This window comes from Bordetella muralis (assembly GCF_054781015.1).
Genome location: NZ_BAAGVF010000003.1, coordinates 452074 through 464786, shown reverse-complemented (window position 1 = coordinate 464786; position 12713 = coordinate 452074). Strand labels below are relative to the sequence as shown.

The 12713-nt window shown below is 59.6% G+C and carries 13 protein-coding genes; 2 read left to right on the top strand and 11 right to left on the bottom strand.

The window, feature by feature from the left end:
- Positions 1-12 precede the first annotated feature (12 nt).
- The 3 genes from ACYVIT_RS07195 to ACYVIT_RS07185 all read right to left on the bottom strand — a co-directional run bounded on the left by ACYVIT_RS07195 (position 13) and on the right by ACYVIT_RS07185 (position 2925).
- Positions 13-756, bottom strand: a complete 744-nt coding sequence (locus ACYVIT_RS07195; RefSeq protein ID WP_415806418.1) for an SDR family NAD(P)-dependent oxidoreductase — start codon at positions 754-756, stop codon at positions 13-15.
- Between the two features lie 89 nt (positions 757-845).
- The gene (locus ACYVIT_RS07190; RefSeq protein WP_415806417.1) at positions 846-1703 is read right to left on the bottom strand and encodes an HTD2 family dehydratase; all 858 of its coding nucleotides are present in this window, start codon (positions 1701-1703) and stop codon (positions 846-848) included.
- A 10-nt stretch (positions 1704-1713) separates the two neighbouring features.
- Complete coding sequence (locus ACYVIT_RS07185) at positions 1714-2925, bottom strand: ABC transporter substrate-binding protein (RefSeq protein ID WP_415806416.1); 1212 nt, start codon at positions 2923-2925, stop codon at positions 1714-1716.
- Between the two features lie 170 nt (positions 2926-3095).
- Here ACYVIT_RS07185 and ACYVIT_RS07180 point away from each other — a divergent pair, with 170 nt between their 5' ends.
- Together ACYVIT_RS07180 and ACYVIT_RS07175 are read left to right on the top strand one after the other, a co-directional pair.
- Positions 3096-4325 (top strand): CaiB/BaiF CoA transferase family protein, encoded by a 1230-nt coding sequence (locus tag ACYVIT_RS07180; RefSeq protein WP_415806415.1) that lies wholly within the window; start codon positions 3096-3098, stop codon positions 4323-4325.
- A 40-nt stretch (positions 4326-4365) separates the two neighbouring features.
- A complete protein-coding gene (locus ACYVIT_RS07175) occupies positions 4366-5406 on the top strand; it encodes a Bug family tripartite tricarboxylate transporter substrate binding protein (protein WP_415806414.1) in 1041 nt (346 codons plus the stop codon).
- Positions 5407-5411: 5 nt separating this feature from the next.
- Here the strand turns inward: ACYVIT_RS07175 and paaK are convergent, their stop codons facing one another.
- The 8 genes from paaK to paaB form a co-directional block, all read right to left on the bottom strand.
- Positions 5412-6725, bottom strand: coding sequence for a phenylacetate--CoA ligase PaaK (gene paaK, locus ACYVIT_RS07170; protein WP_415806413.1), 1314 nt, complete (start codon positions 6723-6725; stop codon positions 5412-5414).
- Positions 6726-6820: 95 nt separating this feature from the next.
- Complete coding sequence (paaI, locus tag ACYVIT_RS07165) at positions 6821-7312, bottom strand: hydroxyphenylacetyl-CoA thioesterase PaaI (protein WP_415806412.1); 492 nt, start codon at positions 7310-7312, stop codon at positions 6821-6823.
- A 63-nt stretch (positions 7313-7375) separates the two neighbouring features.
- Positions 7376-8164 carry a 2-(1,2-epoxy-1,2-dihydrophenyl)acetyl-CoA isomerase PaaG gene (gene paaG / locus ACYVIT_RS07160; RefSeq protein ID WP_415806411.1) on the bottom strand — a complete coding sequence of 263 codons (789 nt, stop codon included), beginning with the start codon at positions 8162-8164 and terminating at the stop codon, positions 7376-7378.
- A 14-nt stretch (positions 8165-8178) separates the two neighbouring features.
- A complete protein-coding gene (paaN, locus tag ACYVIT_RS07155) occupies positions 8179-9843 on the bottom strand; it encodes a phenylacetic acid degradation protein PaaN (protein ID WP_415806410.1) in 1665 nt (554 codons plus the stop codon).
- A 26-nt stretch (positions 9844-9869) separates the two neighbouring features.
- Complete coding sequence (gene paaE / locus ACYVIT_RS07150) at positions 9870-10958, bottom strand: 1,2-phenylacetyl-CoA epoxidase subunit PaaE (protein WP_415806409.1); 1089 nt, start codon at positions 10956-10958, stop codon at positions 9870-9872.
- Between the two features lie 18 nt (positions 10959-10976).
- Positions 10977-11447, bottom strand: a complete 471-nt coding sequence (gene paaD, locus ACYVIT_RS07145; protein ID WP_415806458.1) for a 1,2-phenylacetyl-CoA epoxidase subunit PaaD — start codon at positions 11445-11447, stop codon at positions 10977-10979.
- A gap of 32 nt (positions 11448-11479) precedes the next feature.
- The gene (gene paaC, locus ACYVIT_RS07140; RefSeq protein WP_415806408.1) at positions 11480-12244 is read right to left on the bottom strand and encodes a 1,2-phenylacetyl-CoA epoxidase subunit PaaC; all 765 of its coding nucleotides are present in this window, start codon (positions 12242-12244) and stop codon (positions 11480-11482) included.
- Between the two features lie 14 nt (positions 12245-12258).
- The gene (gene paaB, locus ACYVIT_RS07135; RefSeq protein WP_094820434.1) at positions 12259-12543 is read right to left on the bottom strand and encodes a 1,2-phenylacetyl-CoA epoxidase subunit PaaB; all 285 of its coding nucleotides are present in this window, start codon (positions 12541-12543) and stop codon (positions 12259-12261) included.
- Positions 12544-12713: the final 170 nt, after the last annotated feature.

Below are 12713 nucleotides of genomic sequence, written 5' to 3'. Positions count from 1 at the left end.
CGTCTCCGGCGTTCAGGCCATCCACATACCGCCGCTGATATCCAGCGACGTACCAGTGATCCAGTTCGAAGCCGGTGAACACAGGAACAGCGCGGCCTGGGCAATATCGTCCGGATTGCCATAACGGCCCAACGGCACCGTCGCATTCGCCGCCGGAGCGCCTTCTTTGGTGATGCTCGCCCACATCGCCGTCTCGACGGGTCCCGGCGCCAAGGTATTGGCGTACACGCCGTGGGGTGCGCCGGCTTTGGCGATCCATCGCATCATGCCGTGCACCGCCGACTTCGAGGCGACATAGGCCGGACCGGAGGCCACGCCGCCATTCTTTGCGGCAATGGAGCCCGCCGCCAAAATTTTTCCAAACCCCTGGTCGCACATCAACGGAAACAGCTTGCGCGCGGGATTCACTACCCCGCGAACATTGACCGACATCAATGCGTCCCACTCATCATCCGTACTGTCGGCCAATGTAGTCCGGGCAATAATGCCTGCGCACAGCACGAGAATATCGATCTTGCCGTAGTCCTTGAGCACGCCATCGATCACGCTGTCCGTTTGCGCCCGCGAGGTCACATCGTATTGGCGATAGTCAATCTCGGGGCCGATATCTGCGCGCTCTGCCCGGTCCGTGGCGATCACCCTTGCCCCCGCCTGCTTGAACGCATTCGCAATGGCGCGCCCCATTGAACCTGCACCGCCGGTGATGAAAGCGACTTGTCCTTGCAGGTCTGCAGGACCGCTTAAATGTTGTGCCATTGTCTTTTGTCTCCTGAATGTATTGTTCAACACCGATCCAGATGTAGCGCCGGGCGAATGCGCTGTGCCCGTGCACACGACTGGCCCAATCAGCGATAAGTGGCCTTGGCAGACATGGCCAACTCGCCGTCTGGACCGCGGGCCCATACGTCGACACTGCCGTCATCCGCCTCGCGGCCCTCCAATTGAAATGGATGGGCGACAAACAACGGACTCACACCGCGAAAATCAAAGCTCGACAATTGGCGTCCGTCGCCGTATTCCAGGGCGAATTGCTGCAATAACGTCGCTGTCAGCGGCCCATGCACGACGAGGTCCGGATAACCCTCTTCCTGGCGCGCATAGGCCTGATCGTAATGAATACGATGACCATTGAAAGTCAATGCCGAATAGCGAAACAGCAATGTGGTGTCGGGCCACACCTCACGCCCCCATTGCGCGATTTCCTCGTGACGGGCAGGCTTGACCGGCGTCGCTGATGCGCTCGTTGCCGTCGTCACAGGCGTCGCCTCGCGATACACGATGTCCTGTTCCTCCACGATGCAATCCCGCTGTTGGCACGTAGTCGTATGCTGCACCGTCACGAACCAAAGCGATCCGCGTTTGCCGACTTTGTTCTCGACCTTCAGAATACGGCTCTGCCGGGTCGCCTGCTCGCCGATAGGCAAGTCATTCAGATACCGAATACGGCTGCCAGCCCACATACGGCGCGGCAATTCAATGGGCGGTAAAAAACCGCCCCGCTGCGGGTGGCCATCCGTTCCCAATCCGCTGCGCCGGGCTGCCCCATTGAAAAACAGCCACTGCCAGCCAGGCGGCAAAGCCTCCCCCTGGGCAGGCGTCTTTTCCCAATCCAAGGTCGCGGCCATTGCCGCTACCGTATTCACATTCACATACTCTGTACGCGACTCTTCGCGGCCCACCCATGCTGCATACAGCTCGCTCACACTCATTCCCCTACGATAGTTTTGCGTCAAAAACGGCTGCAGGATAGGGCTCGAATCCACGCACCAGCTTGAACCCGCCACCGCTTTGCGCCTGGATGATGCCTTCTTGCCGCGCGCCCCGGTGGTCTCCTGCCTTGAAGGTCACTTCACGCGCGCCGCCCACGGCGCGGTTCGTCATCGTTTCCATCACGTCGACCAGGCTCGCGCGCGTCAACGGTTTGCCGCTGGCCAACAGCATGCGGAACCCTTCGACAAACAGCGAGGCGTTACTCCAGCCATTCAGGCCAAACACGCCAATGGGATCGTTGGGATAGCGCTTGGCGACTGTGTCGCGATAGGCTTTGATGGCTGCATCATCCGCGTCGACCGGCATCAACCATGACGAAAAATACGTTCCGTCCAGTAGCTTGCCGGCCAATTTGTACGTGGTCGGATCCGCCGTAAAAAATGGCGCCATCCATTTGGCTTTCAGTCCCAGACGGTCTGCTGTCTTTAACGCTGCGGCTAAATTCGCATTCGATCCGAACAAAATCACGACTTCCGCCTTGGCATTCGCGATACGGCGGACATGCGGCGTGAAATCTGTACTGCGAACCTCAAATGGAATCGACTCCGCGGATTGCAGTTGCCGAGCCTGCATCAAGAGATCAAAACCCCGTTTTGCGGATCGTCCGAGCTCGTCGTTTTCCCATAGCAGTGCTACACGGCTGGCGTTGAGTCCATTGATGGCATAGTCCAGATTGGATGCCGCAGACCATCCGTAATCCGGCAACAAGGGGAAGACCAGGCGTTCGGAAAACAAGGCCGTCGCCCCGCCGATCGGCCCGATCATCGGCAAGCCGACCTCTTTGGCATACGGAATCACTGCGACCGATTGCGCCGTGCCCACCGGCGCCGCCAATGCAAAGATCTTGTCCTCCTCTACCAGGCGCCGCGTTACTGCGACGCTGCGTGCGGGTTCATAGCCATCGTCATACGTGACGAACTTGATCTTCCAGCCGTCCAAGGCATTCGTATCGTTGACATGCTTAAAGCAAGCGTCGGCCGCTCGCGTCAGGATCGCATAGAACGGCACCGGCCCAGTCACCGGCGTGAACGCGCCCACCGTCACCGTCTTGGATGCGGCATCGATACCAACCGCGCCCTGTTGTGCTCGCGCCCAGCCCGGCAAAGCGATGGTAGCCGCTGCCGCACAACCAGAAAGAAAAGTCCTTCTGCGCATGTCTCGTCTCCGTTTTTTGCATCGATCGTGATCTGTCGCACGACTTAGAATGCATTCTATATTTTAATTTGAGCCGAAGAATACGTACTTTCCCTAGTGAATTTAGATAAAACTCAGGCTTTTTAAAAATATAGAATGCATTCTTTATCAAAACATGCAGGAGACACTCGATGACTACCCCTACCCTTACCGGTTACCGCATCATTGAATTAGGCACCATGCTGGCGGCGCCATTTGCCGCGCACATCCTTTCGCAACTGGGTGCGGACGTCATCAAGGTCGAACCGCCTAGAGGGGACCCCACTCGCAGTCTGGTGCGCGGTGGTCCCAGCGGCACCTTCATCGCTTATAGCCATGGCAAAAAAAGCGTATGCATCGATCTTGCCAGTCCTGCAGGCTACGACGCGTTTTGCAAACTGCTGCAGACCGCCGATGTGCTGGTGCATAACCTGGCGCCGAACGCCGCGCGCAAGCTGCGGCTCTCACGCGACGATTGCGCCGCGATCAATCCCAAACTGATCTATTGCCATATTCGTGGCTATGCTGCGGGCCCGCAGGAAAACGACCTAGCATCGAACCCGGTCGCCGAAGCCTCCACTGGCGTCATGGAGGGCAACCGGATCAACGGCCGTCCTAGCCGGCTCGGGCCGTCGTACCACGATCAGTTTGCCGGCGCCTATGCGGTCATCGGCATTTTGTCGTCATTGATTCAACAACAGCAGCAAGACCAAGGCGATCACGTCGAAGTCGGCCTGTACGAAACCGGCCTGCACGTGGCCTCGCGCGATCTGGTGGGCGTACAACTCAAGACGCAATTACTCGGGCGGCCAGAGCGCGAGCCGCACGGCGAGTTCAGCATGCCAGGCTATGGCGCCTATCTGACTGCAGATGAGCGCTGGCTGTACTTGCTGATGCTCACCGATGGACATTGGCTGAAATTCTGCCAGGCGATGGAACTGCCGCAGGCGGACGACGCCAGCCTTTACCACCTACGCGACAGGAAAAAAGCGCGCGAACAGGTCGAGAGAATCGTTAGAGATGCCATCGCGGCTTGCCCCTTCGACGAGGTCGTTGCCCGGTTAAAAGCCAACGGCGTCGGCTGCACCGAAGTATTGCCGCTGGAGCGCGTTTTAGAAGCCCCTCAGGCGCATCAACCGGGCAAACTGCGGCACGTCCAGTATCGCGGGCTGGCGTTCGACGTTCCGGAATTTCCGCGTCTGCAGGTTGCTGGAGCAGACGCCTCCCCATTGCCGCCCGCTGAGCTGGGCGAGCACACCCTGGAAGTGCTGCGCAAGGCCGGGTTATCGCCCGAGCAATGCGAAGCGCTACTGGCCAGCGGCGCCATTGCCGCAGTTCACGCTGGCGACTTTGCATGGGCGCCAGTACGTAAAGACGCTTGAACGGGCAGGTCACGCCGTTCTGACGACAACGGAGACAACAATGCGTAGACTCACCTTTGTAAGAGGGGCAAAACGGCCCCTGGCAACCCAAGTCGTTTCACCTATCCTGAGCCGCATCGCCGCCTGCGCGGCATCGGTGTCCCTATTGGCTACAGCCGCTCCATCAACAACACACGCTGCTGACTTTCCCGACAAACCCATTCGATTGGTCGTGGGATTCCCGCCAGGAGGAGGCGCGGATTTTGTCGCCAGGCAAGTCGCACAACAGCTCGGGGAAACCCTGCGCACCAGTGTGGTCGTCGACAACAAGCCCGGCGCAAACGGCACCATCGCCGCATCCGAAGTCGCGCGCAGCGCCGCCGACGGATACACCCTGCTGCTCGGCGTAACCGCGTCGCAGGCCATCAGCCCGGCATTGACGCCGTCGCTGCCCTATGACGCGGTCAAGGATTTCACGCCCATCACGCAGATCGGCTATACCCCGCTGGTGCTCATCGTGAATCCGAAATTACCGGTCAAATCCCTTGCGGATTTCCTGCAATATGCCAAGGACAGCAAAAAGCCCGTCGTCTACGGCTCGGCAGGTATCGGCAATATTACCCACCTGGCAGCAGAAATGTTCCTGCAATCAGCAGGGGCGAAAAACTTTCAACACGTTCCCTACAAGGGCAGCGCCCAGGTCATCACCGACCTGATAGGCGGCAGAGTGGATGCTTATTTCGATACCCTCCCATCGTCATTGCCCTATATCCAAAGCGGACAAGTGCGCGCCCTGGCAGTCACCAGCAGCGAACGGGCGAGCAATGCGCCGGACATTCCTACGGTGCAAGAAGCAGGCGTGCCCGGATTCCACACCACAACCTGGTTCGGCGTGTTTGGTCCGGCAAAACTCAGCCCGAAAATCACGGAGGCTCTGTACGCCGCCACTCGCGACAGCATGGGAAGCAAGGCTGCCAAAGACCGCATGATCACGCGTGGCGTACAGCCGGTACTGGATTCACCAGATCAATTCGCGAACGAATTGCAGGCGGATCTGAAACGTTGGCGAGATGTCGCCCAAAAGGCCAACATCTCGCTCTGACGGAATCACCGCGGACGCTTGTCAATCACCCGCCGCGCCTTACCCGTCAACGTACGCTCGACAAAGCCGCACTCCGCAACACGGACTCTGGCAGTCACACCGATATACGACTTGACGGCATGCTGCAATTGTTTGCCTAGCGCCTCGCGCTCTGCCTCTGGCAAATTCGCAAACTCGTCGCGCACCTCGGTCAGGATTTCCAACTCGTCCAGATGTCCGTTGCGCGTCAACACCAGTTGATAATGCGGCGCGAGCTGTGCGATTTTCAGGACCTGTTCTTCAACCTGAGTGGGGAACAGGTTCACCCCGCGCACAATCAACATATCGTCGCTACGACCCGTGATCTTGCCGATACGGCGCATACTGCGCGACGTGGGCGGCAGCAGACGCGTCAAATCGCGAGTTCGGTAGCGAATGATGGGCATCGCCTCTTTCGTCAACGAGGTGAATACCAGCTCGCCCGACTCGCCGTCAGCCACGGGCGCGCCGGTTTCCGGATTGATGATCTCGGCGTAGAAGTGATCCTCCCATACTACCGGGCCGTCCTTGGTTTCCACACATTCGCTGGCCACGCCCGGCCCCATTACTTCGGACAATCCATAGATATCGACCGCATCGATCGCCGCCTCGGTTTCGATATCCTGGCGCATCTGCCCCGTCCAGGGCTCGGCGCCAAAGATGCCGATACGCAGCGAGCTCTGACGCGGGTCAATCCCCTGACGGCGTTGTTCTTCGAGGATATTGCAGAAATACGAAGGGGTGACCATGATGATGTCCGGTCGGAAATCATTGATCAGCTGCACTTGCTTTTCAGTCTGGCCGCCCGACATGGGGATCACCGTGCAACCCAATCGCTCGGCCCCGTAATGCGCGCCCAGCCCGCCAGTGAACAGCCCATAGCCATAGGCCACATGCACAATATCGCCCGCCTTGCCACCGGCCGCACGAATCGAACGCGCCACCAGATTCGCCCAGTTATCCAGGTCTTGCGCGGTATAACCCACCACTGTGGGCTTGCCCGTCGTGCCGCTGGACGCGTGCACGCGCGACACCCTTTCACGCGGCACGGCGAACATGCCAAAAGGATAGTTGTCGCGCAGATCTTTCTTGGTCGTAAAAGGAAACTTGGCGATATCCGACAGATGCTTCATATCATCTGGGTGCACACCTGCCGCATCGAACGCCTGTTTATAGTGCGGCACGTTCTGATAAGCATGGGTCACCGTCCACTGCAGGCGCTGCAGCTGTAAAGCCTCGATTTCGTCGCGGCTCGCATGTTCGATGAGATCCAGTCCCGGCTTGCTCACGGTGTTGGACATGGTGCTGTCTCCTGAAATACTGTACGGCTTCTCGCCGCTTTATCAACGTAATCAACAAGTATGGCGAGGCCGCAATACCCGGGTATGAATGGCCATCAACGCTCTGGCGGTGCACCCACGATCTGGCCTTTGATGCGATAGGAACGCCCGCGAAACAACGCCAACTGCTTGCCATCCTGATTGGTGATGGTGACGTCATAAACGCCGGTGCGCCCCGCCAGCGAACGCTCTTGCGCCACGGCCGTCAACACGTCTCCGGCAAATCCAGGCGCCAGAAAATCAATCGTGCACCCCGAGGCCACCGTACTGACATTGCGCGAATTGCACGAAAAAGCAAAGGCGCTATCCGCCAAGGAAAACAAAAAGCCCCCATGGCACGTCTGATAGCCATTGAGCATGTCTGGGCGTACGGGCATCGTCAGGCGCGCGTAGCCGGGCGCAATCTCGACGACCTGCATGCCCAGGCCCTGGGTCGCTGCGTCGGCCGCGTACATCGTGTCTCCAACGGCCTGCGCGAGAGCCTGGGGATCGGTAGGGACATCAAGATCCTGCTTCGGTGCCGAGGGGGTTGTCAGTCCAGTGTGCATGTCGGTAGGCGTATCTCTAGGTTGCTGTGAAACAGGGCCCCGGTCTCACGGGGCTTGCGGCGATCACTGCCCTTTGAATTGCGGCTCGCGCTTGGCCATGAATGCCGCTACGCCTTCGGCATAGTCGGCGCTGCGTCCCAATTCACGCATCAGGTCGCGCTCCAGGTTCAACTGCGTCGAGAGGTCATTTTGCAAGCTCACCTGCAAGGCTTGTTTCGTGCTGGCCAATCCGCGTGTCGGCGCTGACGCAAAATGCGTGGCCAGCTTGTCCAGTGTCACCTCGAATTCCGTATCGGGCACGCATTGCCAGATCAGGCCCCAGTCCTGGGCCTGGCGAGCGGTGAGCTTGTCGCCCAACATCGCCAATCCCATCGCGCGCGCACGTCCCACCAGACGAGGCAGCACATATGTGCCACCGGTATCCGGGATCAAGCCGAGACGGCAGAACGACTGGATGAAACTGGCGGATTCCTTGGCGATCACGATGTCGCCTGCAAAGGCCAGATTGGCCCCTGCTCCTGCTGCGACCCCATTCACACCGACCACCACAGGCATAGGCAGCGCGTTCAGGCGACGCACCAACGGTGCATAGAACTTCTCTACCGTCTCGCCCAGATCGGGAGGTATGCCGTCTGCGGCCATCTGACGCTCGCTCAGGTCCTGACCTGCGCAAAACCCGCGCCCGGCGCCCGTCAGGACCAGCACACGTGCCCCCTCGTTCTCGACTCGGGTCAATGCATCGGCCACCTCGCCATGCATGGTGGCGGTAAAGCTATTGAGCTTTTCGGGACGATTCAGCGTCAGACGTGCGATGCCGCCAGACAGATCGAACAGGATGCTTTGATAAGTCATGGAATTCGCTCCTGTCAGACGTGACGGCGCGTCTGCACGACGCGAAAGCGGTTGGACACAAAGGCCGAATCCGACAACGCGGCATTGGCCGCCGGGTTGGCGCCCGTGCCATGAAAATCGCTGAACGCGGCAGTCTGGTTCACGAACACGCCGCCCGTCAGATTCAACGACAGCGCCACGCCCGACACCTCTGCCGCATCCTGGATCCGGGCCGCGACATCGTCATCCGTCGTGTAGGCGCCAAAGGACAGCGCGCCGTGCTGGATCACACTATTGCGCGCCAGTTCAATACTGTGCGCCGTCGAGTCCGTCGCTACGACGAAAGCAATCGGCCCGAACCATTCTTTGCTGATGTCGGGATTGCTGGCGTCGGTACGCAGCACCAGCGGCGTATGCACCCTCGCGTTTTCAAATTGAGGATGCGCCAGCGACTGGCTGTCCACCACGACTGGCAGGCCCAATGCGCGAGCCTGTTCGATGCGTTGGACGATGCCTTCGTTTTGAATCGCCCCCGTCAGTTCCACTGCCTTGGCGGGATCGGCGCAAAGTTTGCCCACGGCCGTTCCCAATGCCGCGGCGACGTCGTCGAAACTGACGTGCCCCTCTGCCGTTTTAATACCATCGCGAGGCACGTAGATATTTTGCGGCGCCGTGCACATCTGCCCGGAATACAAGGCCAGCGAAAAGGCCAGGTTGCGCACCACGCCTTTCAGGTCCTCGGCCGAGTCGATGATGATCTGGTTGACACCTGCTTTCTCGGTGTACACCTGGGCCTGGCGGGCGTTTTGCTCCAGCCAATTGCCGTTGGCGCTGCTGCCGGTAAAGTCGATGATCTTGACGGAGGGATCCTGAGCCAACTGCTGTGCGGTATCGTCGCCCGCAGCATGCGCGGCCAACTGCACAACGTTGGGATCAAAGCCCGCTTCGGCCAGGACTTCGCGCGCCACCTGCACCGTGATCGCCAGCGGCAGAATGGCGCTGGGATGCGGTTTGACGATCACGACGTTGCCTGTTGCCAAACTGGCAAACAAGCCCGGATAGCCGTTCCAGGTCGGAAAGGTCGAGCAGCCAATCACCAGCGCCGTACCACGAGGCACTACCGTGAAACGCTTTTCCATCTTGATGGGATCATTCTTGCCCTGCGGTTTTTCCCACAACGCCACATCGGGAATACGCGCCATTTCCTGCCAGGCATAGGTCACTGCCTCGAGGCCACGGTCCTGCGCATGCGGGCCGCCTGCCTGAAAAGCCATCATAAAACCCTGGCCTGTGGTGTGCTGAACCGCGTGCGCGATCTCGAAACTGCGCCGATTCACGCGTGCCAGGATTTCCAGCGATACCCCAACCCAGGTGCGCGGTCCGGCACGGCGCCAGGATTCGAACGCTTGAGCGGCGGACTGTACCAGCACGGCCGGCGGCACACGCGGATACGTAATATCCAGGGCGAAACCATAAGGCGATTGCTCGGCACCCACCGTACCGTCGGCACCGCTGAGTTCCAACGGAAAAGGCTTGCCGCGCAAAGCTTCGAAAGCGGCGCGTCCGTCCTCATTGGCAGTCTCGCCATAGTTGCGTGGGCTGGGTGACTCGGCGAATGGACTCCAATAACCACGATCGGCGGCGGCGGCCAAGGCACGCTCTAGCACAGGCTGATGGCGTTCGAAAAATTCTGATGACACGTGCAGTCTCCGGATAAATAGTTTGTTCAGGTTTCTTGATCAAAATCCAACACGAGGCGATCGCTGACAGGAAAGCTCTGGCAGCTCAGCACAAAGCCGCGCGCGACCTCATAGTCCTCTAGCGCGAAATTCGCGTCCATATCGACCTCGCCTTCGATGACCTTGCAGCGGCACGTCGAACATACTCCGCCTTTGCAGGAGTACGGCAATTCGATGCCTTGCTCCAGCGCCGAGTCCAGGACGCTGTCTTTATTTTTCTGGATGACAAAACTGCGGCTGTGGCCGTCTTGCACGACCGTCACCTCGCACTGCCCTTTTCCAGGGGCGGCGGGCGTATCACGGCCCGTACGCAAGGCTCGTGGTCCGCGGGGCGCGCCGAACAACTCGAACTTGATCTGCGATTTCGGCACGCCGCGATCCTGCAGATGCTGCACCACACTCTCGATCATGGTCTGCGGACCACAGACAAAAGCATAATCAATATCGGCGGCAGGCATCCATGCGGACAAGAGCTGATCGACTTTGTCGCCATCGAGCCGGCCATTGAATAGCTCGATGTCCTGGCTCTCGCGGCTCATGATGTAGACCAGGGAAAACCTGTCCATGTACAGGTTTTTCAGGTCCTCGATTTCCTCGCGGAACAACACCGACGACGAGGCGCGATTGCCAAAGAACAGGGTAAATCGGCTGTGCGGCTCGGTCGACAGCGCGGTCTTCACCAAGGAAAATACCGGCGTGATGCCGCTGCCCACGGCGAACGCGACATAGTGTCGCTGATGCTCCGGCGAAAAATCCACCGTGAAATTGCCGGCGGGCGGCATGACCTCGAGCATCTGACCGGCCTGCAACGCGTGATTGGCCCAGCTGGAGAATGCGCCGTCATCGACTTTTTTAATCGCGACGCGCAATACGCCGTCGCCAGGGGCAGAACAAATCGAATAAGAACGGCGCAGCTCTTCGCCCTCGAGCTGAGTGCGCAGCGTCAGATACTGGCCCGGACGAAATTCAAACTGCGATTGCAGTGCCTCGGGCAAATCGAACGTCACCACCACGGCATCGCGCGTATTGCGCGCCACGGAGGCGACTCGCAGAGAATGAAAAGAATTCTGACTCATGGCGTGATCCGGCCCTGCTCAGTGTGTTTTGAAATAATCGAACGGCTCGCGGCAAGCATTGCAGCGATAAAGCGCCTTGCACGAGGTCGAGCCGAAATGACTGATCAAGCGCGTTTGCGACGAGCCGCAGTGCGGGCACACGACCAACCGCCCGGCGGCACGCCGGCTGATGCCGGATACATCAACGGCTCGCTCCACCGGGGCCGCGATGCCATAACCTTTGAGCGCCGCTCGGCCACGTTCGCTCATCCAATCGGTCGTCCAGGCCGGGGACAATCTCGTCTGTATACGGACCGCGGCGACACCATGATCCGCCAATGTCCGTTGGATATCCTCCGAGATTTCGCGCATCGCAGGGCAACCGGAATACGTGGGTGTAATGGTGACCACGCACGTGCCGTCTTCCCATGCCACCTCGCGTATCACGCCCAGATCCACCACCGATAACACGGGGATCTCCGGGTCGGGCACGCCTTCGAGCCAGGCCATGACCTGGCTCGGCGGCACGATCGCAACGCCGTTCACCAGACGGCTCCCGGATGAGCACGTGGCAGCGACTGCATTTCCGCCAGCACATAGCTCAGTGCCTCGGTGTGGCGGCCTTGACGCCCACCCTGGTAGGCCAGGTGGCCCGCGTCATCCTCGGCGGGCATCGTCAATGTCGCCTCGGCCAACACCTCGCGCACATGCGCCAGCCAGGATCCGCGCAGGGAGCCCAATTCACAGGAAATACCGCGCTCAACCATCTCGTGATCGACGTCATCGTCAACGAACAGCTCACCCGTATACCGCCATGCGTCGTCGACGGCGTCTTGCATCTTGGCGTGACTGGTCTCAGAACCATCCCCTAAACGCACCACCAGATCCGACGAGCGGCGTACATGATAGGTGACTTCTTTCAGCGATTTTTCCGCAATGGCGGCTACACGCTCGTCGGTGGATTGCGTCAGGCGCTGCAGCAGAAAGTAATGCCATACGTCAAAGAAAAACTGCCGCGCCAGCGTATCGCCATAATGCCCGTTGGGCCGCTCGACCAGGATCAGATTGCGAAACTCATGTGCATGACGCAAATACGCCAATGCATCCTCGTCACGCCCCGCGCCTTCCACCTCGCCGGCCAGCGTCAACCACATGCGTGCCTGTCCCAGCAGATCCAGTGCTGTGTTGGTCAGCGCCAGGTCTTCCTCCAGCGCAGGCCCGTGCCCACACCATTCGGACAGGCGCTGCGACAGGATCAGCGTGGTATCGCCCAAACGCAACAGATACTCGAAAAAGGGCTTGTCCATGCTCGCGCCCTCCTTTACATGTGCTTGATTTCGTCGGGCATCGGGAAAAACGTGGGATGCCGATAGACCTTGTTGCTGGCCGGATCGAACAACGGCTCTTTGTCCGCCGGACTGCTCGCCACGATATCGGCCGCACGTACGACCCAGATGCTGAGACCTTCGTTACGACGAGTGTAGACGTCGCGTGCATGATTGATGGCCATCTCCGCATCGGAGGCGTGCAAACTGCCCACATGCTTGTGCGCCAGACCATGCTGGCTGCGGATAAAGACCTCCCACAGCGGCCATTCCTTGCTCATGATGCCTATCCTTTAGTGTTGGGCGGCACCTTATCCGCCCTGAAATCATTCGGTTGCCGACAACCGGCTTGATGTTCGTGAGGGGAATCCCCGTTCATCCTGCATCGCGTTGCGGGCTCACTGCCCGCCACGTACCGCGTCGAACACTCATATGCGCCGCCTCGTGCGCA